Raw genomic sequence first — 26230 nt, forward strand, 5'->3', positions numbered from 1 at the left:
GAGCGAAGCAAGAATCTGATCGCGCAGCGAGCCGCAAGGCGAGTCGGAGCGATGCCAGCGATCGCCCGCGGTGCTCGACGATGGAGGGCCGCCAAGGCCCGAAGGAGGAGAGCACTGCAGAGAAAACTGCAAAAAACCATCGGACACCGGCCGGTTCCGCCGCAGCGGTCAGGAGGGGCGGGCCGGCCGGCATCCGACGGGGTTCAGGAGCCCTGGGCGGTGACGGCTTTGCGGTACATGCCGCTGATGGTGGCTCGGCCTTTGGGCGGGATGGTGGCCAGGTACTGCACGAGGACGGTGGTGTCGAGGCGCGTCCGGGCGGTGGTGGATGGGGCGAGGCCGACGAGGTCGCCGCTTACGGCGAGTTTGCCTCGTTGGGCGGCCGAGTAGGCCTCGTTCTGTTTGAGGACGTACCAGACGACGGCTCCGCGGTCTTTGGTGCGGAGCCCGTAGACCTTGTACTCGGCGGGAGAGAAGCGGGACGAGAGTGTGACGCCGCGGGTGGCGAGGGTCTTCTCGCCTGCTTTGAGCGCCTTGTAGGTTTCGCTGGTTTTCGCCCCGTCGGCGAGGACGGAGGCTCCGGAGGCGCGGGGCCCGTCGGTGAGGAGGGCGGCGTGGGCCTTCGGGAGCTTCGCGGGGGCGACCGCGAGGTCTTCGACGTCGGGGGCGACCGGGGTGGCGTACCCCTGCGGGTCGAGCGCGACGTGGGCGAGGGCGAGTTCGGACGGGTACGGGTCGGCGGCGAGCAGCCAGGGCGCGTTCTCGCTGGACTGGGTGAACAGCAGCGCGTGCCGCAGGGCCTGCTTGCCCTTGCCGCTGACGGCGTCGGCCGCGAACCAGCGCGGGTGGCCGGTCAGCCGCGGGATGTAGAACGTGGTGTGGCTGAAGACGACCTTGGGTGGACGCTGCCGGACGGCGCGGCGGAGCTTGAGGGCGGCGACGTCCATGGTGAGCTGCGGGTCGGTCTCGACGGTGCGCAGTGTTCTGCCGCTGAATCTGAGCCCTGCCTGGTTCATGCCCGAGGCGAAGGACGTGAGTACCTGCTGTGCCTGCTCTTTGGTGAGGGCGGGCGGCCCCTGCGGCTTCCCCGGGGCCGCGGAGGACGTGTTGTTGCCGGAGCAGCCGGTGCTGACGGCGGCGGCCAGCAGGCCGGGTAGGAGTAGTGGGACGAGAGTGCGTGCTGCCATGAGGCCCCCCGAATGGCGACGTTGGTCCGGACCACCCGGCATCCTCGCAGAGTGATCATGTGATCACTCTGCGAACACGAAAGTCGGCCGTAAAAGGTGGGGGACCGGTCAGGGGACGGTCTCGGGTCAGGCGCTCTCCTGCTGGCGCAGCCAGCGGATCTCGGCCTCGATGAACTCGTCGATGTCGCCGTCCAGGACCGCGGAGGTGTTGCCGACCTCGACGCCGGTGCGCAGATCCTTGACGATCTTGAACGGGTGCAGCACGTAGTTGCGGATCTGCGTGCCCCAGCTCGTGGTGCCCTCGCCGCGCAGTTCGGAGAGCTTCTCCGCCTCTTCCTTGCGCTTGCGCTCCAGCAGCTTGGCCTGCAGGACGTTCATGGCCGTGGCCTTGTTCTGCAGCTGGCTGCGCTCGTTCTGGCAGGACACGACGATGCCGCTCGGGATGTGGGTGATCCGCACGGCGGAGTCGGTCGTGTTGACGCCCTGGCCGCCGGGCCCCGACGACCGGTAGACGTCGATCCGCAGTTCGCTCTCGTCGATCTCGACGTGGTCGCTCTGCTCCACCACGGGGACGACGTCCAGGCCCGCGAACGACGTCTGCCGCCGGCCCTGGTTGTCGAACGGGGAGATCCGGATGAGCCGGTGGGTGCCGTGCTCGCCGCGCAGCGTGCCGTAGGCGTAGGGGGCCTTCACGGCGAAGGTGGTCGACTTGATCCCGGCCTCTTCGGCGTAGGACGTGTCGTAGACCTCCGTCGGGTAGCCGTGCCGCTCGGCCCAGCGCAGGTACATCCGCCGCAGCTGCTCGGCCCAGTCGGCCGCGTCCACCCCGCCGGCCTGGGCGTTGATGGTGACCAGCGCCTCGCGGGCGTCGTACTCGCCCGACATGAGCGTGCGCACCTCGAGCTGCTGGACGGCCTTGTGCAGCGCCGCCAGCTCCTCGTCGGCCTCGGTGCGCGTGTCGGCGTCGTCCATCTCCCGGGCCATCTCGTACAGCGTGGCGGCGTCCTCCAGCCGCTGCCGCAGGCCCTCGACCCGGTTGAGCTCGCTCTCCAGGTACGACAGGCGGCGCGTCACCCCCTGGGCGCGCTCCTGGTCGCTCCACAGGTCGGGGTCGGCCGACTGCTCGCGCAGTTCGGCGATGTCGCGGCGCATGGTGTCGAGGTCCAGCACCTGCTCGATGCTGGACAGGGTCGAGCCGAGCTCCTTGAGCTGTTCTTCGGGTTCGATGCCTGCCACGTTCCGAGCTTATCGCCGTCCCGGCACTGCTTATCGCCTCGTGGCGGGCGACCGGAGGTCCGGTCAATACCATGCGGGTGGCAGAATCACGGGCCGAGGAGGTCGGCCGAGGACGGCCGGCCCGGGATTCTCGCTCCGGGGGACGGGTCTTTGCACAGCTTCCTGCGGGTGGTCGCGGCCGGGGCGCTGCTCACCCTGCTCACCGCCGCGGGCTGCGCCGAGGGGAAGACGGAGGCGCGGCCGACCGTCACCGTGCCCGAGACGTCCCCGCCCGCGCCGTTGGCACTGACCCCGCAGGTCGCCAGCCAGGCGTTCCGCTCCTACGTCACCGACGAGGACGTGGCCAGGGCCGCGGGCGACGAACGTCTGGCGCTGACGTGGACGTCCGACGGCCAGTCCCAGCTGACCGCGGCCGAGTTCCGCAAGGCGGCCTACGACGGCGATCCGGTGCGGCGTTTCGTGTACGGCACGCCCAAGCTGTACGTGCCGAAGCTGAGGGACGCCGCCTACCCGCAATGGTTCGTGGTGTCGGTCGACCGTTCCGTCGTGGGCCAGCCCAAGAGCAAGCGCAGGGCGCTGATGAGCTTCATCCTGCGGGGGCCGTCCGACCACTGGAAGCTCACCCTCGCGACCCTCCTGCAGGAGAAGGCCAAGGAGCCGAAGGTCGCGATCGACGCCGCCGGCTACGCGACGGCCATGAGCGCGGAGGACGCGTCCGTGCTGATCCGCCCCCGCGACGTCGGCGGGATCCAGGCGACGATCGCCGCGGAGGGGCCGCGCAGCGTCGCCGCGAAGGTGATGCGGTCGAACGCGGTCACCACCGGCTTCTACCAGGACGCCAAGAAGGCCAGGAAGAAGGCCAAGAAGAAGGACGTCACCTACACGGCCGTCTACACCGCGACGCCGTTCCCCTACTTCGGGCTACGGACCGAGCACGGCGGCGGCCTGGTGATCTACTCGCTGTTCCGCAACACCTCGCTGATCGCCAAGGATCCGGGCACGCCGAAGCCGGAGATCCCGCAGGAGGCCGAGCACCTGCTCGACGGGACGGTCGAGGGCAACGAGGTCGACACCACGGCCACGCTGCACTTCGCCGCGTTCGATCCGCCGAAGGCCAAGAAGGGCGCGACCCAGCCGAAGGCGCACATGGTCGCCGACGACGGCACCGTGACCAAGGCGGGTACGCCGCCGGTCAAGAAGCCGTGACGCGCCGGGCCGGTCAGCCGTAGACGCGCTGCAGGACGAGCGCCGCGAACAGCAGCGCGACGAGGACCGCCAGGACGACGGCGGGCGGCACGGACGGGCCGTGGTGGTGCAGCTCCGAGCGGGCCTCCCGGCAGGTGGGGCAGCGTCCCTCCACCACCGGGTTCGAGCACCGAGCGCAGATGAGATGTTCGCAGCTCATGTCGTGGGCCCCAATCTCCGTCAACGGCACGTGGTCCGTGCGGGAAGCGTCGGCCTGTCTGGTCGGTCGTCCACCTATTAGGTATCTTTCGCCGTCATCCAGCCTAGCCGGACTGTATGGTCGTTCCGGCAAGTCCGGGGGCTAGACGGTATAAAACGGCCGGACGTCGGGAGACGGTTTACATGGCACTGATCGGACGTCACGCACTGATCGGACGCGGTGCCGGCCCCGGACGCCCGTACCACTGCGAGTGGGACGAGGTGGTCGCCTCTCCCCTCTACACTGCTCGAAGGCTCCGCGTCCCACCTGGCCGTGAAGCCGGGCGGCGCAGGCAAGGGGTCACGGACGCTTCCGTGGCCGCGGGCCGGCCCGCTCCCCAACCCCTACAGCGAACCGCCGTGATGCAGCCGTGATCCATTTCGACAACGTCACCAAGGTCTACCCGAGCCAGAACCGGCCCGCCCTGCAGCATGTGAACGTCGCCATCGAGAAGGGCGAGTTCCTGTTCCTGGTGGGCCCGTCCGGCTCCGGTAAGTCGACCTTCCTGCGCCTCGTCCTGAAGGAGGAGCGTCCTTCCCAGGGTCACGTGCACGTGGCGGGCAAGGACCTGAGCAGGCTGAGCAACTGGAAGGTGCCGCACCTGCGCCGCAGGATCGGCTGCGTCTTCCAGGACTTCCGGCTCCTGCCCAACAAGAACGTCTTCGAGAACGTCGCGTTCGCCCTCGAGGTGATCGGCAAGCCGCGGCGCTTCATCGGCAAGGTCGTCCCCGAGGTCATCGACCTGGTCGGCCTGGAGGGCAAGGCCCACCGGATGCCGGACGAGCTGTCCGGCGGCGAGCAGCAGCGCGTCGCCATCGCGCGGGCGTTCGTCAACCGCCCGATGATCCTGCTCGCCGACGAGCCGACGGGCAACATCGACCCCGCGACCTCGATCGGCATCATGAAGGTGCTGGACCGCATCAACCGGACCGGTACGACCGTCGTCATGGCCACCCACGACGCAGCCATCGTCGACGCCTTCCGCAAGCGCGTCGTCGAGCTGGAGGACGGCCGCGTCGTCCGCGACCAGTCGCGCGGCGTCTACGGCCAGGCGTACTGATACGGGCGCGCTGACACAGGCGTACTGACACAGGCGTGCCGACAAGGGCGCACTGACATCTGAACCATCGATTCCCGCCGGGTCGTAGGAAACCCAGAGGGGTGCCCGAAAGGAAGCCGCCCGCGCCGCATCCCGCGGCGCCCCGGCTCCCGGCCCAGCAACGGCGATCAAGGACAGCGAGGCATGCGCGTACAGTTCGTTCTCCAGGAGATCTGGATCGGTCTCCGCAGGAACATGACGATGACGATCTCCCTCGTCATCACCGTCGCCATCGCCATGGCGCTCTTCGGCACCGGGCTGCTCCTGCGGCAGCAGGTCTCCGCCTCCAAGAGCTACTGGTACGACAAGATCGAGGTCTCGATCTTCCTGTGCGCGAAGACGAGCTCCAACCCCGTCTGCCAGAAGCAGGACGTCACCGAACAGCAGCGGGAGACGCTCAAGGCGCAGCTGGCGAAGATGCCGCAGGTCTCGGATGTCCAGTACGAGAACAAGCAGCAGGCCTACGCCCGCTTCAAGGACCGCTTCGCCGGCTCGCCCGGATTCGTGGAGAGCACCCGCGAGGGCGACATCCCCGACTCGTTCCGGGTCAAGCTGAAGAACCCGGAGGAGTACAAGGCGGTCGCGCAGGCGATGCTCAACCAGCCCGGCGTCGACTCGGTCATCAACGAGCAGGAGATCCTGAAGCGGTTCTTCCGGATCCTGAACGGACTGCAGGTCGCCGCGCTGACGATCGCCTTGATCCAGGTGATCGCCGCGGTGATGCTGGTCGGCAACACCGTCCGGCTGTCGGCGTTCAACCGGCGCCGGGAGACCGGCATCATGCGGCTGGTCGGGGCGTCCAACACCTATATCCAGTTGCCGTTCATCCTGGAGGGCGCGATCGCCGGGCTGATCGGCGGGTTGTTCGCGTCCGTCCTACTGATCTTCAGTAAGAAACTCCTGGTCGACAGACTCGCGGGGGACGTCCAGCTCGTCAGCCAGCTCGGCTGGAGCGTGGTGATCCTCGTCATCATCGTGTCGATCTGCTTCGGCGTCCTGCTGTGCGCCGTCTCCTCGTTCCTGACCCTGCGCAGATACCTGCGAATCTGACGTGACGGCCGGATCCGGCCCAACCGCCGGATCCGGGCCGCGGCACCGCCCTACACTTGGCCGCATGTTCCCCTCCGCGCCCCCGTCGCGCCCGTGTCCCCGCTGAGCAGGCGACCGGGCGGCGTGCTGCGCGGCGCCGCCATCGCGGCGGCGCTCCTCTGCGCCTACGGCGCGGGGGTCGTGAGCGGTTCGGGCTCCGAGCGCCACGCGGCCGTCGCCGGGGGCGGCACCGTCCTCGACGAGGCCGCCGCGAAGATCGGCGGCCGGGCCGCGCGGCCCGTCGACCGCGGCGCCCTCGACCGCGCCGCCATCGAGGGCATGCTGCGCGGGCTCGGCGACCGGTGGGCGCACTACTACTCGGCCCGCGAGTTCGACGACGTCGAGGGGCGCCTCACCGGCCGCTACAGCGGTGTCGGCCTGTGGCTCGGCCGCGAGGACGGCGACTCCCGCGTGCTGGTGGCGAGCGTCCAGCCCGGCACCCCCGCCGCCCGCGCCGGCGTCCAGGCCGGTGACGTCGTCACCCGCGTCGGTGACGCCTCCGTGACCGGCTGGGGCATCTCGCGCGTCGCGGAGGCGCTGCGCGGGCGCCCGGACGAGACGGTCGAACTCACCGTGGAGCGCGAGCGTCGAACCAGGAGGTTCCACCTCGTCCGCACGAAGGTCTCTGGAGGGGACGTCACCGTGACCGAGCTTCCCGAGCGCGCGCGGATGATCCGGGTCGGCGCCTTCACGCGCGGGACGGGCGGCCAGGTCCGCGCGGCCGTCACCGGGCGCTCGCCCGCGGGCCGTCCCCGGGGCGGCGTCCTGCTCGACCTGCGAGGCAACCCCGGAGGGCTGGTCGACGAGGCGGTCGAGACGGCGTCGGCGTTCCTGTCCGGCGGCCCGGTCGTGACCTACGAGCCGCGCGGCAGGCCCGTCCAGCGGCGCACCGTCACCGCCCCCGGCGACGCCGAGACTCCGCTCGTCGTGCTGGTCGACGCGGGCACCGCGAGCGCCGCGGAGATCGTCGCGGGCTCCCTGCGCGACCGCGACCGCGCGGTGATCGTAGGATCGCGTACGTACGGGAAGGGCTCGGTGCAGGAACCCCTCCGGCTCGCCGACGGGTCGGTCATCGAACTGACCGTCGGTCGCTACCGCACCCCGAGCGGCCGTAACCTCGACGGGGTCGGCATCGAACCCGACGTGGAGGTCTCCGCCGACCGCCCCGCCAGGGCGGCCGAGCGGCGCGCCCGGACGGTGCTGCGCGGCCTCCACGCGACGATGCCGGGCTGAAGACGACGACGCGGGACGAGGACTGAGGACGTGGCACGGGACACCGGGCGGAAGAACGACACCGGGCGCAAGCTCATCGCCCAGAACAAGCGGGCCCGCTACGACTTCCACATCGACGACACGTGGGAAGCGGGCATGGTGCTCATGGGCACCGAGGTGAAGGCGCTGCGCGCCGGGCGGGCCCTCCCTGGCCGACGGCTTCGCGCACGTGCGCGACGGCGAGGTGTGGCTGGAGAACGTCCACATCCCCGAGTACACGCAGGGCACCTGGACCAACCACGCGCCCCGCAGGCGCCGCAAGCTGCTGCTGCACCGCCGCGAGATCCAGAAGATCATCGCGAGGTCGGAGGAGCCGGGCTGGACGCTGATCCCGCTCTCGCTGTACTTCAAGGACGGGAAGGCCAAGGTCGAGATCGGCCTGGCCCGTGGTAAGAAGACCTACGACAAGCGCCAGGCCATCGCCAAGCGGGAAGCCGAGCGTGAGATGCAGAAGGCCGCGGCGGCCCGGTTCAGGAGACGGTGAAGGGTGTCGATGACGAACCGAGGCCGGAGGCGGGCCCGTACCGGGGCCCGGACGCCGCTGCTTTCGCCCGCGCGGCGCCGGGCGGTCGCGCTGGCGTCCTGCGGCGCCCTGGTCGGGACGATGACGACCGGATGCTGGGCCGAGCCGTCGGCGATGCCCGCCGTCCGCGACTTCCTGATCGCCTGGCAGGTCGGCAACTACGAGGCCGCCGCCGGGCGGACCGTCGGCGCCGACCGCAGGCAGGTCGAGGACGCGCTCGGCCGCGTCCGGCAGCAGCTCGACGCGGCGTCCCTGCGGCTGTCGCTCGGCACCGAGGTCGAGGGCTCCGGCGTCGACCAGATCGTCAAGAAGGGCGACGAGGCCGACGCCCGCTTCACCGTGAAGATCGACCTGGGTGAGAACGGGCAGCCGTGGGAGTACCCCGGCCTCATGCACCTGCGCCGCGTCGGCGGCAAGTGGAAGGTCGTCTGGGACCAGTCCATCATCAACACCAAGCTGAAGCCGGGGCAGCGCCTCGCCGTGGTGACGCAGGTGCCCAAGCGCTCCCCGATCACCGACACGCAGGGCCGCTCCGCGCTGCGCGAGATCGGCGCCTACCAGGTCGGGGTGTATCCGGGGCAGCTCGCCGACCCGCAGAAGACCATCGACCAGCTGACGAAGCAGACCAAGATCGACGGTGGCCGGCGGCTGGACTCCGAGCGCCTGCTCGGCCGCGTCCGGTCCGCCCCGCCGCAGACGTACCTGCCGCTGCTGACCCTGCAGGTCCCGACGCACAACCTGCTGATCCAGCGGCTCACCCACATCCCGGGCCTGCGGTTCCAGGGCGTCCGCGCGCCGATCGCGCCCGCGTACGCGCCCGAGCTGATCGGCAACCTCGGCCCCGCCACCGCCGACCGGCTCCAGCAGGTCGGCGCCCCCTACCAGCCGGGCGACACGATCGGCGTCAGCGGCATCCAGCTGCTCCAGCAGCGCCGCCTCGCCGGGACGCCCACCGTCAGCGTCGTCGCGCAGGACGAGACCGGCAAGAGCACCGAGCAGCTGCGCTCCTGGCCCGGCCAGGAGCCGCAGCAGGTCCAGACGACCCTCGACCCCGGCTACCAGCGCCACGCCGACGACGCGCTGGCCGGCCTCCAGTTCCCGGCGTCCATGGTCGCCGTGCGGCCGAGCACCGGCGAGGTGCTCGCCGTGTCCAACCACGGAACGGGCGGCCGGAACTCCGCGTTCGAGGGCCACTACCCGCCCGGCCTGACGTTCGGGATCGTGTCCGCCGAAGCGCTGTTCTCCCAGGCCGGCATGAAGCAGTCCACCGAGACCACCTGCCCCGGCACCGTCACCGTCGGCGGCAAGACGTTCACCAACAACGCCCGTCCCGACAGCAGCTTCGCCAACCACTTCGCCGCGTCCTGCAAGACGACCCTCGCCCAGCTCAGCAGCAAGGTGGACGCGCAGACCCTCCTCCGGGAGGCGTCCCAGCTAGGCCTCGGCAAGAACTGGGGCCTCGGCGTCCCCGCCTTCACCGGCTCCGTCCCGGCCCCCGCGAACGACGGCGACAAGGCCGCGGCCATGGTCGGTGAGGGCGCCGTCCAGGTCAGCCCCCTCGCGATGGCCATGGTGGCCGCCGCCGCCTACAGCGGCACCTGGCGGCCGCCCTACGTCCTCAAGGACCCGTCCACGACGGCCCAGGCGCCGGCGGCGCAGAGCCTGCCGCCCGAGTCCATCTCCAACCTCAAGAAGGTCCTGAGCCGCACCGCGTCCCGCGGCAACGCCAAAGGCGCCCGCGTCTCCGGCGACGTCGTCGGCGTCGCCGCCCTCACGACCTACAACGAGGGCGGCCGCCCGAAGACCGTCTCCTGGTTCGTGGGCTCCAGCGGCGACCGCGCCTTCGCCATCGCGGTCGAGGGCGTCATCAACACCCCGGCGCTGGCCGCCAAGTTCCTGGGCGGCTAGGTCCTTTGTCGGCTCTTTACGGACCGGACGCAACCAACCCGCCCCCCGCGTGCGTCTTTACGGGTGACTGAGCCACCGCTTGGGGGGTTGCGGACTCAGTCGCCGTGATGAGACCAGAGCCTCGTCTCGGGGGAGGCTCTGCCGTCCGGACCGGCCCGACCCTGCCGGTCGACCCCGGTGGACGTGACATCGTTCGCGTCCACCGGGGTTCACGTGTGCCCGGGGGAATCACGTTGCCCCCGCACGCGTTATCCTTGTAACGTCATCGTGCGGACGTCTTCGGACCGACGCTTTGACAACTCAACATGGGGGTGACCGGCTTCGACTTCGGTCGTTCGAGCCAGGGGAAGCGGGTCGAGGGTTGCTGTCGTGACCTCGTAAATCCTGTGACAGCAAACCAATAACTGCCAACAAGAAGCAGTCCGAGTTCGCCCTCGCCGCCTGAGCGAGGAGCGAACTCTGTCAGCCCGGGCGCGTCTCCGTCCCGGGGTCTGGCATCGCAAGGAGACTCCACCTACCGGTCCGGTCGCGGGCCCGGCAGGGACATCTAACAGCGACTGAGTCCGTCGGCGACACGCCTGCGTGAGCGCCGGGACTGAGAAAACACTAAGCAGGCTGCACCCGGAGAAGCCCTGACCCATCACCGAAGGACGCGGGTTCGATTCCCGCCACCTCCACGGCAAGAGAAGCCGCTGATCAGACGAGTTCTGGTCGGCGGCTTCTTGCGTGTGCACCCATGTAAGGCACCCCCTTCCCGAGCGCCCCGGCGACCGCCGCGCTACACCCCCCATGTAGACGTCTACGGCCGACGCGCGGATGGAAGGGGCAACGCGCCCGGGAGTGAGGGGGAAGTCTCGACCGGCCGCGCTGCCCCGGCTATGGGCGCCCGGCCCGCCGGGCGCGGTCCCGCTCGCGCTGCCGCTCCGGATCAAGCGAGGCCACGCCGCCCCGCGCCGCCGCGATGGCCGCGCCGAGCCGTTCCGGGGTCGTGCCTTCGACGAGCCGCGCCTCGGGGAGGAGCGCCCACCAGCTCCGCGTGAAGTACCCGAACCACACGGCCGTTCCGCCGTAGTGGTCCTGGATGCGGCGGGCCTCCAACACACGGATCGGCACGGGATCGATCACGGCCGTGTCGCGCGGCGCCTGCTCACTCGTCACGGGTCACCGCCCGGATCTTGTCCGCGAGTTCCTCGGCCGTGTCGGCGCAGACGTCGGAAGGCCGGTCGAGGATTTTGCGCGTGAGGGGCCCGCGGGTCGCCCACCATCGCCCGGTGTCCCGGGTATGGATGATCGACCAAGCGGGAAACGCGTCCCGCAACCTCGCCTTGGCCTCTTCGACTGACACGTCAGGGGCGTTCACCATGCGCTCCCTCACTCGTGGTGATTGGGTCACGCTCAGTGAAAGCCCTACGCCTGCGACGCGGGAGCCGGATACTGGCTGTCAGAAGGCGGACTGTTCAGAAGGGTCCGCCTGCCCCGGTCCCGGCGGGATGGTGCACGCATGACCGACGACGAACTCCCGCGCTGGGCAGCGCGCTTAAGCACCGAGCGCGAAGCCCGCGCATGGTCCAAACCGAGGATGGCGAAAGCCCTCTACGCCGCCCGTGACCTGCGCCCCAACCGCACGCAGGTGGAGTCGCTCGCCCGTCAGATCCGCAAGTACGAACGCGGCGAGCACTTCCCCCGGGAGTGGGCCGCCGACTACGCGGCGGCGTTCGGGATCGGGGAAGTCGAACTGTTCGGGCGGCTTGACAGCGTCGATGACAATGAAGACGTGGAACGCCGTACCCTCCTCGGTCTGCTGGCCACCACGGCCGCCGCCGGCTCTCTGGCCCGTGACGCGGCACCGTTACGCGAGGCGTTCGAGGCCGGGGTCGCCGCCGATGCCAACGACCGCGACGCCGATACCTGGGAGCGCGTCGCGCACGACTACGCCCACGAGGTCGGCTGGGCTTCCGCGACCGCCCTCCAGCCGGAACTCGCGGCGGACTTCGCCGAGCTGGCGAGGCTCGTCCCCACCGCCCGCGGAACCGCCCAGCTCCGTCTGATCCATGTCGCCGCCCAGATGGCAGCGCTCATGGCGATCAACCTGACCAACCTCGGCGAGGGGCGTGCCGCGCGCCGCTGGTGGCGCACCGCCGCCCGCGCCGCCGACCACACCGGCGACCACGCCACCGCCGCCCGCATCCGGGGCCGCGCCGCGATCTTCGCCCTCTACACCGAGACGCCCCGCCTGTCGGTCGTCGAGGCTGCCGAAGAGGCGATCGCGGTCGGGCGCGGGGACGCCGCAGGTGCCGTGAACGCGTACGCGGCCAAGGCTCAGGCCCTCGCCGAGCTCGGCCGTCATGCCGAGGCCGGGGACGCCCTGCGCGACCTGCGCGGCGTGTTCGAGCGCCTCCCCGAGGCCGTGCGGAACGGGCGAGGCAACTGGGGCTGGTCGGTCGGCCGCCTCCACTTCGTCGCCAGCCTCGTCCACACCTGCGCCGGGAACGTGGGACCGGCGTTGGAAGCTCAGGACGCTGCGCTGGGTGTCTGCTCCCCTCAAAATTGGGGATTCCGCGGCCAGATCGAGATGCAGCGCGCCGGCGTACTGATCGGCGCCGGGGACGTCGACGATGGTGTGCACCACATGACACGGGTCTTGGAGGGCCTGTCGGCCGAGCAGCGCGGAGACGGGCTCGTGCGCGGCAGCGCGCTTACCTCGTTGCGGCTTGCGGCACCCGCTCAGGCCGGGCGCGCCTCGGTCCAGCAGGCGCGCGAACTGCTCGCAGCAACGGGAGACCGATGACCGCGGATCCCACCTTCACCCGCCACGACCCCGCCGACGCCGAGAAGGTCCTCGACAGCGTGATCGTGCCCGTCTATGTGGCCTCGCACCAGGACGTGGTCGACCAGCCTTTCTACTCCGCGGAGCGGTTCGGCGAGCGGTTCCCTGGCTACGCCAAGGCCCCGGGCTTCGAGATCGTCATCGCCTACGTCGGCGGGCGCCCGGTGGGCCAGGCGTTCGGGTACGCGCTGCCGGTGAACGCGCGCTGGTGGAACGGGCTGACGACCCCGGTCCCGGACGGGTTCACCGTCGAGACCGGGTCGAGGACGTTCGCGTTCAACGAGCTGATGGTGATTCCGGAGTGGCAGGGCAGGGGGGTGGCGCACGCGCTGCACGATGCACTGCTGGGCGGCCGGTCCGAGGAGCGGGCGACGCTGCTGGTCCGCGAGGACAACGACTCCGCGCAGCGCGCGTACGCACGGTGGGGATGGCGCAAGGCGGGCAAGGCGCAGCCGTTCCCCGACTCCCCGCACTTCGATGTGATGGTCGTGGATCTGCCGTTGAGCTAGGGCCGTGTGCCGGGCCGCGTTTGGCCGCTCAGATGATCCGGACCGCTTCCACCACCTCGTCGGCGGTGAGGGCATGGACGGTGGCCTGCCAGCACTCGAAGGGGCCGTAGTTGTCCCGGTTGAGGATGCACTCCCAGGACGTCTCGATTTCGTTCCGCAGGGTGGTGGGCCAGTTCCGGGTCGGGGCTTCACGCATCCCCGCTGCCCGGAGGCGGGCGTCGAACTCGTCGTGAGTGTCCTCCCAGCGGGCGAACGCCTCGTCCTCGGACTCGCCGGGCAGCCTCGGCATGCCGAGGCCCCGGTTCAGGACCATGTGCCACTCGTCGAAGTGTGAGAGGAGTACGCGGTCGCGGGGGACCCGGCAGGTGAGCAGCACCTGGCCGCGCGAGTGGCGGCAGGCACTGACCAGATGCTTGCGGTTGGTGCGTGCCCAGAGCCACAGCGCACCCTGGCCGCTGGTCGGTAGGCGCGCCGCCATCATCCGGTACATCCAGTCGTAGGCGTCCGCGAACTCGGTCACCGCCAGGGCCGGGTCCGGCGTCAGTGTGCCCGTCGTGAGCAGGGCCTCGAACGCCTCGACCGATTGGACGGTGTGCAGCAACAGCCGTTCCGCGTCGAGGTCGTAGCCCATCGGACCGGCGGGCACGGCCTGCTCGGGCTCGGCGTCGCGGATCGGGAAACGGGTGCCCGCCGTCTCGTCGTCCAGCAACGGGTTGGGGCCTCTAGATGATGTCTTCGGGGAGGAGGGTGGTGAGTTGTTCGGTGGTGAGTTCGGCGCCGGTGTTGGCGAGTTGTTCGGTGCGGCGGGCGTGGGCGGTCACCGCGGAACGGAAGAGTTTGTCGATCTCGCGTCCGTTGCCCACCTGGAATCGGTCGCGGTTGGCCGCCAGGTAGGTGGTGAGGGCCTGCTGGGTGGGTTCCGGGACGCGGTAGTCGGCCGTCTTGGCCTTGCCCAGGAAGATCGAGACCAGGCCGTCGACCTCGTAGGGGGAGAAGGTGAGGGTGCGCGCGAAACGCGACGCCAGGCCCGGGTTGGTGGCCAGGAACCCCTTCATCTCCGAGGTGTATCCGGCCGCGATGACGATGATCTCGTCGCGGTGGTCCTCCATGAGTTTGACGAGGGTGTCGATGGCCTCCTGCCCGAAGTCGTTGCCTGATCCGGCCTGGCGCGACAGCGTGTAGGCCTCGTCGATGAACAGGACGCCGCCGCGGGCGCGTTCGAAGACCTCGCTGGTCTTCTGTGCGGTGTGTCCGACGTACTGTCCGACCAGGTCGAGGCGTGCGGCTTCGACGACCTGGCCTTGTGCCAGGACGCCCAGGGCGGTGAGGAGTTCTCCGTAGAGGCGTGCGACGGTGGTCTTGCCGGTGCCGGGGGGGCCGGCGAAGATCAGGTGGCCGGTGAAGGGTTCGGCTTCGAGTCCGGCGGCGCGGCGGCGCCGGGCCGAGGCGATGAGGTCGAGCAGGTCGCGGATGTCGCGTTTGACCTCGTCCAGTCCGGTCATCGCCGCCAGCCGCGCCAGCAGGGCGGTGACCTGGTCGGGGTCGCGGGCCTCTCCGAACCGGGCGGCCAGGCCGGTGTCGACGTCGAGGTCTTCGGCGATCAGCCGGGACAGTTCCTCGCCGGAGGGCAGTTCTTCCATGTCGGCCAGGCGTTGTGCCTGCCGTTCCACCGCCGCTTCGAAGACGCGGCGTGCGGCGCGGCCGTTGCCGAACGAGGCGTCGCGCTTCATGGACGTGAAGTGCGCCAAGAGTGCTTGCCGTGCGCTGTCCGCTAGCTGGTAGCCGTCCTTGTCGGCCTGTGTTCCGACGATCTGGACGAGTTCGGCGGGGCTGTAGTTCTCGAACTCCACCGTCCGGGAGAACCGCGAACTCAACCCCGGGTTGGCGGACAGGAACTCGCGCATCTCCGCCGAGTATCCGGCAGCGATCACCACGACCTCGTCGCGGTGGTCCTCCATCAGCTTCACCAGGGTGTCGATGGCCTCCTGACCGAAGTCGGTGCCGGTCGCCTTGCGCGACAGCGTGTAGGCCTCGTCGATGAACAGCACACCGCCGCGAGCCCGGTCGAACACCTCGGTCGTGCGCAGCGCCGTCCCGCCGATGTTCTCCGACACCAGATCGGCCCGGCTGACCTCGACCACCTGGCCCTTCTCCACCACACCCAGCGCTGCGAGGATGCCGCCGTACAGCCGCGCCACGGTGGTCTTACCAGTGCCGGGCGGGCCCGCGAAGACCATGTGCCGGCCCTTCGCCGAACCCGGCGGCAGGCCCGCCAACCGCCGCTGCTCGGCCACCTTCTGCACTTTCGCCAGAATGCGGATCTCACGCTTGACCCCGGCCAGACCGATCATCGCGTCCAACTCGGCCAGCAGCACGTCCGCCGACGGCCCGCCGACCTTCTTCGGCGCGGGCGGCGCGGCCTTGGGCTCCGCGGGCGCATGGCTGACGGGCTCTGCGGGCTTCTGGCTCGCGGGCTCTGCGGGCTTCTTACTCGCGGGCTCGGCCGGTTCCTTGCTCTTGGGCTCGGCCGGCGCCTGCTTCTCGGCCTTGGCGGTCGCGGCGGCGAAATCGAAGTCGAACAGGTCGGGCCTTGCGTTGCCGACGCTCGTCAGGTCCTCGATCTCCACGCTCGCCCCGAGGCTGGCGAGGACGCCCCGGCTGTGGTTGCCGGCCAGCGTGCAGCCGCGGAGGGTGAGGTGGCCCTCCGGTTCCACGTTCACGCCGGAGAGCTTGCTGCCGGTGATCGTCATGCCGTCCAGCAGGACGCGGGGATCGCCGCCCTTCAGCCCGACGCCGGACCTCCCGCATCGGCGACCCGCCCCCGGACGACCGTGACGTCCGCCTTGTCGGAGAGGTAGAAGCCGCTGGAGGCCGCGCCGACGACCTCGCAGTCCTCCAGAAGCGCCCTGCCCTTCTGCACCACCGTGCCGATCCGCCGCGGCGAGGTCATCTTGATCCGCCGGGCGATCAGCGAGCCGCCGGCCGTCACCCACACCCCGTCGAACCCGGGGCGCACGAGACGGCAGTCCTCCGCGAGCGCGACGCCCTTGGTCGTCACGAACAGGGACGCCTTCTCGGTCTCCTTGTCCGAGCCGTCGATCTCGCAGTCGCGGATCGTCGCCTCCGCACGGTCGTCGACCCTGATGCCCGCGTTGGCCGGGTTGCTGACCGTGCACCGCTCGATCTGCGGCTTGGCGCCCTCGGTCACCCAGATGCCGTCCCCGCCCGCGTCCCTGACCTGGCACGACCGGAGGGTCACCGTGCTGCCGCTGCGGAGTGCCACCGCGTTGCCGCTCGTCCCGGTGACGGTGGTGCCTTCCATGACCCCCGACGAGGCGCTGTACACGACCGCGCCGTCCTGGACCTCGCAGTCCCGCAAGGTGAGGTTCGCGCCCTTCGACGCCCGCACGGCGAGGGAGCCCTTGGTCATGAACTCGCACCGCTCCGCCACGATGGTGCCTTCGGCGGCCTCCAGGGCCAGGCCCTTGTCGCTCCAGTTCCGGACGATCAGGCCCTGCAACGTCACCTTGCCCGTGACCTCGATCGTGCCGACGGTGCGACCGTCCAGCGTCACCGAGCCGAGCCCCTCCACGGCGGTCATGACGAAGTCGCCCGTACTGCGGAATCCCGTGTTCGGATACGAGCCCGGCTCGATCAAGATGTGCCGTCCAGGGGGTGCACCCGACGGCAGCGGCGCCTTCAGCGCTTCGAGTACCGTCCGATACGCCCCGGGGGAGGTCAGTGACACGACCAGACGATGCACCCCGAACCTCCTCATGAATCACCGCAATGGTGCCATGGCGAGGCCCGTTCCCGCTTCGGCAATCCTCGCCTCTGAACTGGACGCCGGTGACTCGCCATTGGTTCGGATCACGAGCCGTGCCGCTCGTGCCGGACGGCCGGCGCCCCCGCCGCTTCCGCGGCCCGATAGGTTGCCCGCGTGGACATACGGGTCACCGGGATCGTCATCGAGGACGAGCGCATCCTGCTGCTCGACCAGGACACCGACACCGGACGGTCGTGGTCCTTGCCGGGCGGCAAGGTGGAGGCGTCCGAGCCGCTGGCCGACGCGCTGGTCCGGGAGATGCGGGAGGAGACGGGCGCCGACGTCGAGGTCGGCCGGCTGTTGTACGTATGCGACCACATCCGTGGTGACGTGCATGTCCTGCACATCACCTTCGAGGTGCGCCGCACGGGTGGAACGGTCGGAGTCGTGCCCGGGACGGCGGACTCACGTCCGATCCGCGGGGTCGAGTTCGTGCGCCTGGCTGACCTGGCGTCGCTCGGTTTCGGCGAGCGGTTCGCCGACCTCGCCAGGGCCGGATTCCCCGGCGCCGGCTCCTACATGGGCGCCAAGAGCAACATCGGTCTGTGAGGCCGGGGCCCTGCCGGAAGGCCCGCGACGGCAGAAGAACATTCTTGTACGAGTGTTGAGGGCGTCGGTAGGTTCGCCGGTGTGACAAGTGCACCGGAGGCGGCCCCCGGACGGCTGGTCGGTGGGCGGTACCGGCTGATCGGGACGCTGGGGCGAGGCGGGTTCGGGCTCGTCTGGAAGGCCCACGACACCGCCCTCGGGCTCGACGTGGCGGTCAAGGAGATGCGGCCGCCCGCCGCCGAGCTGACCGAACGGATCGCGCGCGCCACCCGCGAGGCGCGCAACGCCGCCCGGCTGCGCGACCATCCGAACATCGTCAGCGTGCACGACGTCGTGGTCGAGGACGGCCTCCCCTGGATCGTCATGCAGCTCGTCGACGGGCACTCGCTGCACGACCGGATCGCGCTGTCCGGACCCCTGCCGGTCGCCGCGGCCGCGCGCGTCGCCGCCGGCCTGCTGGACGCGCTGGACACGGCGCATCGCGTCGGGATCGTCCATCGGGACGTGAAACCGGCCAACGTGCTGCTCACCGGTGACGGGGACGCCGTCCTCACCGACTTCGGCATCGCGATCCATCACGCTGACACCACGCTCACCGCGACCGGCGCGTTCATCGGGTCGCTGGAGTACATGGCGCCGGAACGCATCGACGGGAACGGCGACCCCGCCTCCGACCTGTTCTCCCTCGGCGCGACGCTCTACCACGCGGTGGAAGGCGTCTCCCCGTTCCGCCGCGACACCACCTCCGCCACGCTCAAGGCCGTCATCAGCGACCCTCCGGCACCGCCGAGGCGCGCAGGGAAGCTCGCCGGGCTCATCACCCGCCTCCTGGCCAAGGACCCGGCCGAGCGTCCGACGATCTCCGAGGCGCGGGTTCTGCTCGCGCGCGCCACCGGGCCGGAACGCCCGGGCCTCCGGGACTCGGGCCCGGCCGAGCGTTCGACGGTCACCAAGGTCCGCCGGCCGCCCGCCGAAGCCGAATCGAACGACGGCCGCACACGGATCGGTGCCAAGGCGTCGTGGTGGAGCCGGGCTTCGATCGTCCACCGGACGGCCGCGGTGGTCGCGGTGGCCGCGGCCCTGCTCGTCCTGGTCATGCTCATCGGCCGCCAGGTCTACGGGCGGCCGGCTTCCGGCGCGACGATCGGCGACTGCGTTTACCTCTCCGGCTCCTCCGACTTCGCGTTCGGCACGAAGCAGGGGGACTGGTACCGGACGCCGTGCGGCCTTCGATTCGCCAAGGGCACGGCCTACCGGGTCGTCGGCCAGACCGCCGACGACCCCGACGACCCCGATCGGACGGATCCCACCCACGGCTGCAAGCACTACTCGGGCTGGAACAGCAGCGCGATGGTCAAGACGTTCCTCGGCGTGGACCCGAGGGGGCTGGCCAAGAACCTGTGTCTCGCGCCGGTCGACTGACCTGCCTAGCGGCGCACCTTGTACCTGAGGTGCAGGACCCGTTCGCCCTGGATGACCACGTGGGGGTCCTCCAGCAGGTGCTGCCGGTCGACGCGGCCGAAGAAGCGCTTGCCCGACCCGAACACCACCGGCACGACGTCCATCGCCACCTCGTCCACGAGACCGGCCGCGAGGATCTGGCCGCCCACGTCGCCGGCGTTCACGGCGACGCTGCGGTCCCCGGCCAGTTCCCGGGCCTTGCCGATCGCGGCCGTCACGTCGTCGACGAAGTGGTACGACGCCTCGGGGTGCCAGCCCTCGGGCTTGGGCCGGTGGGACACCACGACCACGTGGTCGCCCGTGGGCGGCCGGCCCTCCCAGCCGTTCACCAGGTCGAACAGGGTGCGGCCCATCACGATCGTGCCGATCTGCTCCCATGTCGACCGGACGTACTCCGCCGACGCCTTCGAGACCCGGACGCCGCCTCCCGTCCCGGAGTGGTCGTACTCATCGCCGCCGCCTCCGCCGATCGGGACGTCCCCGTCGAAGTACCAGTCGTGGAGCGTTCCGACCTCGTCGTTCTCGTCGGCGATGAAGCCGTCGACCGACATCACGCTGTGCATGATCACCGTGCTCACGGGTCCCCCCTCGGGTCTCCTTGCGTCCTCGCCCTCGATCTTGTCGTTCCCGGGAGGGGCCGGGCATGTAAGAAATCAATCGGCGGGCATCGGGCCGCTGTCCGGAGGGAACCCCGCCTCGGCGGGGAACCGGCGCCGCAGGGCCAGGTACTCCGTCGGGGTGTGGCCGGTGAAGTCCTTGAACTCCCTGCTGAAGTGGGCGTGGTCGAAGTAGCCCGCCATGTGGGCGAGATCCGACCAGTCGACCGGGCGCAGCGCGTCCACGGAAAGGATCAGCCGGGCGAAGCGGTAGATACGCGCCACCCGCTTCGGGGTGACCCCGACATGGGACTTGAACTGCACGGCCAGGTGATTGCCGCTCACTCCGGCGGCATCTGCCAGGGCGCCGACAGGGACAGCGCCGTGGGACGTCTCCAGACGCACGCCGGTGTGCCGGACCAGGCCGAGGCCCCGCGCGGGCGCCTCGGCGAGGCGTGCTAGCAGCTCCTCCTCCACGATCCGCAGCGCTTCGGCGGCCGATGCGACCTCGCCGACCTGGTTGCGGATCCGGTCCAGCGAACGTTGCCAGACGGCGTCGACCGGCACCCACCGGTCCCGCAGTTCGGCCACGGGCATGTCGACGAACGGCGACAGGCCCCAAGGCTTGAAGTGCACTCCGACCAGGCGGACGCGCGTGGGGTACTCGACGAGGAAACGCCGGGTCCACAGCCCCATGAACCACCCGTCGGCGAACACCTCCGACGGAACCGAAGGGTCGGAATCCAGCAGGCGGGCCGGCTCGCCCAGGTTGATGAACAGGTGCGCGGACGGCATCGGCGGCACGTTCATCCGGCGGTGGCGCGGCACCCCGGACAGGCAGTAGATGTCGTCGATGAACCGGTCGAGCGGCGGGGCGGGCACCCGGCCGAGGTATTCCATGGCCTCAGTGTGGCCGAGTAGGGCCCGCTCCGAGGAGGGCCCGCTTCGCGGAGGGACGGCGCGTCAGCGGGTACCGGCGCCGCCCGCGGCGAGGGTCGTTACATTCTGTTCCGCGATGATTTCCTACCGTATCGGGGAGAGTATCTGCGGGTCCGCTCGCCGTAGCGTCTCTCTATGGCGGCACTTGGTATCGCCCCTTGGTGGTCTCAGTGCCTCAGGAGGGAGACCACCGTGCTGTACGGGGTCGACGTGGCGAGTTACGAGGGCAGGCCAGACTGGCGGCGCGTCTACGATTCGGGGATCCGGTTCGCCTTCTCCAAGGTCAGCGAATCGACGGATTACGTGAACCCGACCTGGAGCCACAACCGTTCCGGGATGCTCGGGCTCGGCGGCGACTTCGTGCCGGGCGCCTACCACTTCCTTCACGGCGGCAACGGCGCCGCGCAAGCCCGCTACTTCCTCGACAAGGCCGGCGAGCTGTCCGGTGTCGCCGTCGCGCTCGACGTCGAAGCGTCCGGTGCCGACGCGCCCACCGCCCGGGCATGGGTGGCCGAGGTGAAGAGCCGCACGGGCGGCCACCCCGTCATCGGCTACTTCCCGCGCTGGTACTGGGAGGAGCACGGCCGGCCCGATCTCGGCTTCTTCGACACGATCTGGGAGTCCCGGTACGTCTCCGGCTCCGGCTCCCCGACCGCTCTCTACCGGAAGGTCCCCGCCTCGTTCTGGACCCCGTACGGCGGGGAGCCGATCTCGATCCTGCAGTACTCGTCCAGCGGCTCGGTGCCGGGCATCACGGGCCACTGCGACGTCAACGCCTTCCGCGGCTCGGTCGCGGAGTTGAAGGCGCTGGCCCTCGGGTCACACGAGGAGGACGAAGTGCCCATCCGCAGCAGTTACGGCAAGTCCAGGACGCAGGCTCTGGCGTGGGGGAAGTTCACCGTCCTCAACTGGGACGTCACCCACGCCGACCCGGCCGGCTCCCACTCCGAGCCGGACAAGGACCATCCCGACGGCTATCCCGGCTACGTCGCTCCGCTCTCGACGTGGGCGGACATCACCGCCATCGTCGGCGTCGAGGGAATGGGCGTCGGCGACGAGTACCAGATGCGGTTCGAGGTGCACGACTGGGAGGACGGCCAGTCGGCGGGGGTGTGGACCGAGACCCGCGCCGACGCCCTGGCCACCAGCGGCGCCCAGTACGTCACCGGTGCCATGCCCAAGGGGCTCAGCAAGGGCCAGCACGTGTACGTCGCGATCGCCGTGTTCCCCTCAGGAGGCGACCCGGGAACCCGTCCCGTGCCCCGTGCGACGTCCGGCCGCTGGACGATAGCCCAGGACCGCGGCTGAACGGCGGGCCAGGCGGCTCGCCGAGAGCGGTACTAGGACGTTTGCTTGGCTTCTCGCCATTCGGGGGCGAGCACCGACCAGACTTCCATGTCCTGCCGTTTTCCGCGGTAGAGGTAGCTCTCCCGCAGGGTGCCCTCCTTCGTCATTCCGAGCCGCCTGGCGACGGCGATGCTGGGCTGGTTGGCGGTCGAGACGTGCCACTCCACGCGGTGGATGCCGCGCTCTTCGACGGCCCAGTCGATGATGGCGCGCACCGCCCTCGTCACCAGGCCCCTGCCCGCCGCCGACGGCTCCAGCCAGCAGCCGGCCTCGGCCGTGCCCTGCCCGACGTCCATCGTCACGAAGAGCACCCCGCCTACCAGCCGGCCCTCGGCCCATATGCCGTAGATGCGTCCCTTGTCGGCTGCGGCTTTGTCGGCGTACCCCTGGAGGTGCGCGCGGCTGGAGTCCAGGTCCGTGACGCGGTCCGGAAGCCCGACGTACTGGCCGATGAACTCTCGTCCCCGGTCGATATGGGCCAGGAACTCCCCGGCCTGCCATGGTTCGAGCGGACGCAACTCCGCGCCGTCGTCACCAAGGGACACCGCGTACATCCACGCCTCCACGGTCAGGACCAGCACAGACTGCGCTGGATCCTCTCATGGGAGCGGGGCGCCCGGCGCCGCGGAACTCAGGGGCGCCAGGGCATGTGCTGGAGGGTCCAGGTGTTGCCGTCCGGGTCGGCGAAACGGGCGTAGAAGACGCCGCCCATGTCCTCGACCGGGGCCACGTCCGCGCCGCGCCCGATGAGGTCGGACCTGGCCTGCTCGATGTCGCTGACGACGAGGTGCAGGCCGCGCTGCGTCCCGACCGGCATGTCCATTCCCGGCAGGCCCTCCGTCAGCGCGATCGAGCAGGCCGAGCCTGGCGGTGTGAGCTGGACGTACCGGACGCCGTCCGCCGGGCGCACGTCGACGTCGGCGTTGAAGCCGAGACCGGTGTAGAAGTCCTTGGCCCGGTCGATGTCGCGGACGGGTACCGGGACGAGTTCGAGCAGGAGCATCCCCGGGCGCACGGGCAGCACCGGGGTCTGGGACTCGGTCATGTGCGGTGTCCTTTCGAAAGCAGGTCGTCGAGTCGGTCGTAGGACTGGCCCGCGCCGCGTCTCATCGGGCTGCGGAGCACGCCGTCGCGTATCTCGCGGGTGGGGTAGCGAACGGTGACGGCCATGGCGGTGCGGCCGTCCCGCTCGTCGAAGACGGTGGTGACCAGGGCCTCGCCGGCCTCCCAGCCGTCGCGGACCTCGCTCTGCACCAGCCTCGCGGGCGCGTCCACCTCGAAGAAGACGCCGCCGTAGCCCATCTCGGCGCCGCCCGGGCCGCGGGAGACGAAACGCCAGGCGCCGCCGGGGCGCAGGTCGATCTCGCAGACGGCGAGCCGCCAGCCGCGCGCGCCGTGCCACTGCCTGAGCAGTTCCGGACGGGTGAACGCGTCGAACACCCGGCGGCGGGGCGCGTCGAACGTCCTGCTGAGCAGGATCTCGGTACCGGACGGCGTGCTGACCGCGAGGCCCGCCCCGCGGGGCGGCCACGCCGTCACGATTCGTCCTGCTCTTCGAGCCTTGCGAGCAGCTCGTCGAGCCGCTGGTAGCTCTCCTCCCAGTACTCGCGGAAGTCGGCGAGCCAGTCCAGGGCCTCCCGGAGGGGACGGGCCTCAAGACTGCACGGCCGCCGCTGCGCGTCCCGGCCGCGCGAGACCAGGCCGGCGCGTTCCAGGACGCGCAGGTGCTTGGACACGGCGGGCTGGCTCATGGCGAACGGCGCGGCCAGCTCGCCCACGGACGCGTCGCCCTGGGTGAGCCGGCTCAGGATCGCCCGCCTCGTCGGATCGGCCAGAGCGGCGAACGTCGTGTCCAGGGTGGCGGTGTCCACAGAGAACCTCCGGTTATATAACCAGTTGGTTTTCTATCCGTGGACGCCGCGGCCTGTCAAGCGAGGGGCCGTGTCAGGGGCATGCCCGCCGGGGGCGCCCGCATGCCGGACGCCCCCGGTACGGTCGCTCAGAGGGTCTTGCGCGAGTCGGCGTCTCTGCGGTCGTGCTCCTCCTGCGAGTACGGGCGGGTCACCGGCATCGGCAGCTGGAAGCCCCTGATCCCGGGCAGCAGCTTGACGTTGGCCGGGAGCGTGCCGGGCCAGCTCTCCGACCACACGGACAGCGCGTTGTCGAGGTCGAGGAGCTCGTCGTAGCCGTGGTCGACGGCGCCGGACAACAGCAGCTCCGACGGCAGGTGCATCCCGCAGTACTTGGCCCACAGGTCGCGGCGCAGGCGGCGGACGAGGCCGGTGCCCGTGGCGTCCAGGACGGCGACGGACAGCTCGGTGTCGGTGTAGAGGCTGCGCCGCATCGCGTTCGCCGACCCCACGACGCAGAAGACGTCGTCGATGATCGTCACCTTGCAGTGCACGGTCGTGCCGGGCCAGCCGTACATCTCCAGGTTCTGCAGACCGCTGCGGCTGCCCAGCAGGAGCTGCGGGAGGCGCGGGACCAGGTGATGGTTGACCGCCTCGGGCATGTCCCCGCTCGGCGGGTCGGTGGGATCGCCGCCGTGCAGCAGGATCACCTTGAGGTCCGGTTTCGCCAGCATCCGGGCGTTGATCCAGCCCATGATCTCCTGGCTGCTGAAGGCCTGGTCGGCGATGAAGATGTACTTCTCGGCCTGGCCGATCGCCTTCTGCAGCGCCAGCTTGAACTCGAAGAGGCCGTCGGGCGCGAAGCTGATCGGTGCCTTCCTGAAGCCGACGCCGGCGGTGATGAGCGCGCGTACCACCGAGTTCTTGTCGTAGAGCCACTCAGGGCCGGACGAGGAGAACCGCATCTGCGGCACCGTCCGGAGCACCTGGACGTGGGCGCCGGTGCCGTTGCCGTCCGGCGGTTTCGGCGGGTCGGGGACCGGCGTGGCCGTCTTGAGCCGTGACTCGATCGGGTGGCGGTCGACCGTGAAGCTCTCGACGGGCAGCTTGAGGTTCTCGGCCCACATCTGCTGGAAGAAGCGGTGGACCGCGGCGGCCGCGGGCCCGGTGACCCGTACCGCGAGGTCGTGCCAGGCCGGGGACGTCCGGTCCATGACGGGGTCGATGCCGCCCGTGAACGCGCGCGTGGACGTCTGGTCGCCGGCCACCACCAGCTTGCAGTGCACCGCGCCCAGCGGGTGCGCGGTCAGGTTGAGCATCACCTTGCCGGCGCCCTGCTCGCCGAAGCGGCTGCGCATCTCCGCGACGCTGAGCAGGGTCTGCGCGTTCACGATGCGGATCCCGCCGAGCTCGGGAATGGCGTACCGGGCGCCGAACGGCGACACCCAGGCGAGGATCCGCACGTCGACGCCGGATTTGTGGAGTTCCTCCAGGTGCCGGGAGAACAGTGTGCCGCTCGGGAGCGTCAGCGGCGGGTACTCCGCGCCGACCCGCACCGGCCGGGCGTAGTCCTTCAGGACCGGGAACTGCTGGAGGACGGCGTTGCCGAGCTCTCCGAACGGCTGGATCTCGGTGTCGGGCGGCAGGTGGGCCAGGCCGAGCCACCATGCCGTCAGGTAGAGGTACCGGCCGTTCGCGGTGGACCTGCGCAACGCCTCGATCTCATCTTCCAGCGCCTTGAAGTACGCCACCCCGTTGACGAAGTGGTCGACCGCGTTTCCGGACAGGTCGCTGAGGAAGTTCTGCTGCGGCGCGTGCTCCCCGTCACCCCAATTCGTCCGGTCGGTCTCGCGCACCAGGTACTTGCCGATCAGAGCCTGTGGTTTCGATGAAGGATTCATCCGAGCCCCCTTCTCCCCGGTCCCCTCCGAGGAAGAGCCCTGACGGTAAGGCCGCGGAACCATCCGCCAGAATGCGCAAAAGGGTGACATTCAACGCACAAGACTGACCGAGATTGGACAGGCAACTGCACGCCTGCCGGTGACTTTTCCGGCAGGTCATGGCCCAGGAGCGCGATCGCGTCGCCGCGCACGCCCGGTCCGAGCCCGGGCCCCGCCGGATCAGGGGGTGGTGAGGGTGGACATGGCGCGGTCGGGTTCCCAGTGGGCGCGCAGGGATGTGATCTTGCCGGTGGCGTCCACCGTGTAGATGAGGACGCAGTCGATGGTCATCGCGGCGCCGTCGGGGGTCGTGGTCGTGATCGTCGCGACGTTGGCGCAGCAGGGGCCGTTGGCGAAGGAGTCGGCGACGCGGAAGCGGAAGGCGGCGATCGTCGAGATGAAGGAGTCCCAGAACTTCTCGATGCCGTCCGGGCCGCGGTGGCCGGCGCCCTCCGGGTCGAGGAAGGACGGGCCGACCGGGTCCTCGATGAGGGCGTCCGGGGCGAACAGGGCCAGCCAGTCGTCCTTGCGGCCCTCGGCGACGGCGGTCATGGAGGCGCGGGCGGCGCGGCGGGCCGGGTGGTCGGCGTCGGGGGCGTCCCAGGCGATGGCATCCACTGTAACGTGT

26 protein-coding genes, 1 other RNA gene and 1 pseudogene are annotated in these 26230 nt (G+C 70.3%); 12 read left to right on the forward strand and 16 right to left on the reverse strand.

Annotated features, from left to right (window positions below; all coding sequences use genetic code 11):
* Positions 1-203: 203 nt before the first annotated feature.
* Together BJY14_RS27300 and prfB are read right to left on the reverse strand one after the other, a co-directional pair.
* The gene (locus tag BJY14_RS27300; protein WP_179846213.1) at positions 204-1187 is read right to left on the reverse strand and encodes a DUF8094 domain-containing protein; all 984 of its coding nucleotides are present in this window, start codon (positions 1185-1187) and stop codon (positions 204-206) included.
* A gap of 126 nt (positions 1188-1313) precedes the next feature.
* Entirely contained in the window at positions 1314-2423 is a 1110-nt protein-coding gene (gene prfB / locus BJY14_RS27305; protein ID WP_179846214.1) for a peptide chain release factor 2, read from the reverse strand.
* A 150-nt stretch (positions 2424-2573) separates the two neighbouring features.
* Here prfB and BJY14_RS27310 point away from each other — a divergent pair, with 150 nt between their 5' ends.
* Positions 2574-3629 carry a DUF8094 domain-containing protein gene (locus BJY14_RS27310; RefSeq protein ID WP_179846215.1) on the forward strand — a complete coding sequence of 352 codons (1056 nt, stop codon included), beginning with the start codon at positions 2574-2576 and terminating at the stop codon, positions 3627-3629.
* A gap of 13 nt (positions 3630-3642) precedes the next feature.
* On the opposite strand, the gene BJY14_RS27315 is transcribed toward BJY14_RS27310, so the two are convergent.
* Positions 3643-3828, reverse strand: a complete 186-nt coding sequence (locus BJY14_RS27315; protein WP_179846216.1) for a hypothetical protein — start codon at positions 3826-3828, stop codon at positions 3643-3645.
* 409 nt (positions 3829-4237) lie between these two features.
* Here BJY14_RS27315 and ftsE point away from each other — a divergent pair, with 409 nt between their 5' ends.
* The 6 genes and pseudogenes from ftsE to ssrA all read left to right on the forward strand — a co-directional run bounded on the left by ftsE (position 4238) and on the right by ssrA (position 10438).
* Positions 4238-4927: a cell division ATP-binding protein FtsE gene (ftsE, locus tag BJY14_RS27320; RefSeq protein WP_067453578.1), complete on the forward strand. Its 690-nt coding sequence runs from the start codon at positions 4238-4240 to the stop codon at positions 4925-4927.
* Between the two features lie 183 nt (positions 4928-5110).
* Positions 5111-6016, forward strand: coding sequence for a permease-like cell division protein FtsX (gene ftsX, locus BJY14_RS27325; protein ID WP_179846217.1), 906 nt, complete (start codon positions 5111-5113; stop codon positions 6014-6016).
* A gap of 93 nt (positions 6017-6109) precedes the next feature.
* Positions 6110-7288, forward strand: a complete 1179-nt coding sequence (locus tag BJY14_RS27330) for a S41 family peptidase (protein WP_312879428.1) — start codon at positions 6110-6112, stop codon at positions 7286-7288.
* Positions 7289-7318: 30 nt separating this feature from the next.
* Positions 7319-7811 (forward strand): annotated as a pseudogene (smpB, locus tag BJY14_RS27335) (SsrA-binding protein SmpB).
* 9 nt (positions 7812-7820) lie between these two features.
* Positions 7821-9758, forward strand: a complete 1938-nt coding sequence (locus BJY14_RS27340) for a penicillin-binding transpeptidase domain-containing protein (protein WP_246396136.1) — start codon at positions 7821-7823, stop codon at positions 9756-9758.
* Between the two features lie 307 nt (positions 9759-10065).
* Positions 10066-10438: a transfer-messenger RNA gene (ssrA, locus tag BJY14_RS27345) on the forward strand.
* A gap of 196 nt (positions 10439-10634) precedes the next feature.
* Here the strand turns inward: ssrA and BJY14_RS27350 are convergent.
* Both BJY14_RS27350 and BJY14_RS27355 read right to left on the reverse strand, forming a co-directional pair.
* The gene (locus BJY14_RS27350) at positions 10635-10916 is read right to left on the reverse strand and encodes a hypothetical protein (RefSeq protein WP_179846218.1); all 282 of its coding nucleotides are present in this window, start codon (positions 10914-10916) and stop codon (positions 10635-10637) included.
* A complete protein-coding gene (locus tag BJY14_RS27355; RefSeq protein ID WP_179846219.1) occupies positions 10906-11121 on the reverse strand; it encodes a hypothetical protein in 216 nt (71 codons plus the stop codon). The genes BJY14_RS27350 and BJY14_RS27355 overlap by 11 nt, the downstream gene beginning before the upstream one ends.
* Before the next feature lie 138 nt (positions 11122-11259).
* On the opposite strand from BJY14_RS27355, the gene BJY14_RS27360 reads away from it, so the two are divergent.
* Both BJY14_RS27360 and BJY14_RS27365 read left to right on the forward strand, forming a co-directional pair.
* The gene (locus BJY14_RS27360; RefSeq protein ID WP_179846220.1) at positions 11260-12546 is read left to right on the forward strand and encodes an XRE family transcriptional regulator; all 1287 of its coding nucleotides are present in this window, start codon (positions 11260-11262) and stop codon (positions 12544-12546) included.
* Positions 12543-13094, forward strand: a complete 552-nt coding sequence (locus BJY14_RS27365) for a GNAT family N-acetyltransferase (RefSeq protein WP_179846221.1) — start codon at positions 12543-12545, stop codon at positions 13092-13094. Before BJY14_RS27360 ends, BJY14_RS27365 begins: the two co-directional genes overlap by 4 nt.
* 28 nt (positions 13095-13122) lie before the next feature.
* On the opposite strand, the gene BJY14_RS27370 is transcribed toward BJY14_RS27365, so the two are convergent.
* From BJY14_RS27370 to BJY14_RS27380, 3 genes are read right to left on the reverse strand one after another with little or no spacing between them, the layout of a single operon-like run.
* Entirely contained in the window at positions 13123-13803 is a 681-nt protein-coding gene (locus BJY14_RS27370; RefSeq protein ID WP_179846222.1) for a DUF3841 domain-containing protein, read from the reverse strand.
* Positions 13804-13816: 13 nt separating this feature from the next.
* Positions 13817-15844 (reverse strand): AAA family ATPase, encoded by a 2028-nt coding sequence (locus BJY14_RS27375; protein WP_179846223.1) that lies wholly within the window; start codon positions 15842-15844, stop codon positions 13817-13819.
* A 32-nt stretch (positions 15845-15876) separates the two neighbouring features.
* Positions 15877-16857 carry a right-handed parallel beta-helix repeat-containing protein gene (locus tag BJY14_RS27380; protein ID WP_218905603.1) on the reverse strand — a complete coding sequence of 327 codons (981 nt, stop codon included), beginning with the start codon at positions 16855-16857 and terminating at the stop codon, positions 15877-15879.
* 177 nt (positions 16858-17034) lie between these two features.
* Here BJY14_RS27380 and BJY14_RS27385 point away from each other — a divergent pair, with 177 nt between their 5' ends.
* Both BJY14_RS27385 and BJY14_RS27390 read left to right on the forward strand, forming a co-directional pair.
* Entirely contained in the window at positions 17035-17469 is a 435-nt protein-coding gene (locus BJY14_RS27385; RefSeq protein ID WP_179846225.1) for an NUDIX domain-containing protein, read from the forward strand.
* Positions 17470-17550: 81 nt separating this feature from the next.
* Entirely contained in the window at positions 17551-18891 is a 1341-nt protein-coding gene (locus BJY14_RS27390; RefSeq protein ID WP_179846226.1) for a serine/threonine-protein kinase, read from the forward strand.
* Positions 18892-18896: 5 nt separating this feature from the next.
* Here the strand turns inward: BJY14_RS27390 and BJY14_RS27395 are convergent, their stop codons facing one another.
* Positions 18897-19508: a dihydrofolate reductase family protein gene (locus BJY14_RS27395; RefSeq protein WP_179846227.1), complete on the reverse strand. Its 612-nt coding sequence runs from the start codon at positions 19506-19508 to the stop codon at positions 18897-18899.
* Between the two features lie 75 nt (positions 19509-19583).
* Positions 19584-20426: a helix-turn-helix domain-containing protein gene (locus BJY14_RS27400; protein WP_179846228.1), complete on the reverse strand. Its 843-nt coding sequence runs from the start codon at positions 20424-20426 to the stop codon at positions 19584-19586.
* A 231-nt stretch (positions 20427-20657) separates the two neighbouring features.
* Between BJY14_RS27400 and BJY14_RS27405 the strand changes: the two genes are divergently transcribed.
* Positions 20658-21773, forward strand: coding sequence for a glycoside hydrolase family 25 protein (locus BJY14_RS27405; RefSeq protein WP_179846229.1), 1116 nt, complete (start codon positions 20658-20660; stop codon positions 21771-21773).
* Positions 21774-21805: 32 nt separating this feature from the next.
* On the opposite strand, the gene BJY14_RS27410 is transcribed toward BJY14_RS27405, so the two are convergent.
* The 6 genes from BJY14_RS27410 to BJY14_RS27435 all read right to left on the reverse strand — a co-directional run bounded on the left by BJY14_RS27410 (position 21806) and on the right by BJY14_RS27435 (position 26220).
* Entirely contained in the window at positions 21806-22366 is a 561-nt protein-coding gene (locus BJY14_RS27410; protein WP_179849670.1) for a GNAT family N-acetyltransferase, read from the reverse strand.
* Positions 22367-22443: 77 nt separating this feature from the next.
* Entirely contained in the window at positions 22444-22857 is a 414-nt protein-coding gene (locus BJY14_RS27415; protein WP_179846230.1) for a VOC family protein, read from the reverse strand.
* A complete protein-coding gene (locus BJY14_RS27420; RefSeq protein ID WP_179846231.1) occupies positions 22854-23351 on the reverse strand; it encodes an SRPBCC family protein in 498 nt (165 codons plus the stop codon). The genes BJY14_RS27415 and BJY14_RS27420 overlap by 4 nt, the downstream gene beginning before the upstream one ends.
* On the reverse strand, positions 23348-23683 hold the full coding sequence (locus BJY14_RS27425) for an ArsR/SmtB family transcription factor (RefSeq protein ID WP_179846232.1): 336 nt from the start codon (positions 23681-23683) through the stop codon (positions 23348-23350). The genes BJY14_RS27420 and BJY14_RS27425 overlap by 4 nt, the downstream gene beginning before the upstream one ends.
* 128 nt (positions 23684-23811) lie before the next feature.
* Complete coding sequence (locus BJY14_RS27430) at positions 23812-25563, reverse strand: phospholipase D family protein (protein WP_179846233.1); 1752 nt, start codon at positions 25561-25563, stop codon at positions 23812-23814.
* A 219-nt stretch (positions 25564-25782) separates the two neighbouring features.
* Positions 25783-26220 carry a nuclear transport factor 2 family protein gene (locus tag BJY14_RS27435; protein WP_312879429.1) on the reverse strand — a complete coding sequence of 146 codons (438 nt, stop codon included), beginning with the start codon at positions 26218-26220 and terminating at the stop codon, positions 25783-25785.
* Between the last annotated feature and the right edge of the window lie 10 nt (positions 26221-26230).

Source organism: Actinomadura luteofluorescens, from assembly GCF_013409365.1.
Classification (GTDB): Bacteria; Actinomycetota; Actinomycetes; order Streptosporangiales; family Streptosporangiaceae; genus Spirillospora; species Spirillospora luteofluorescens.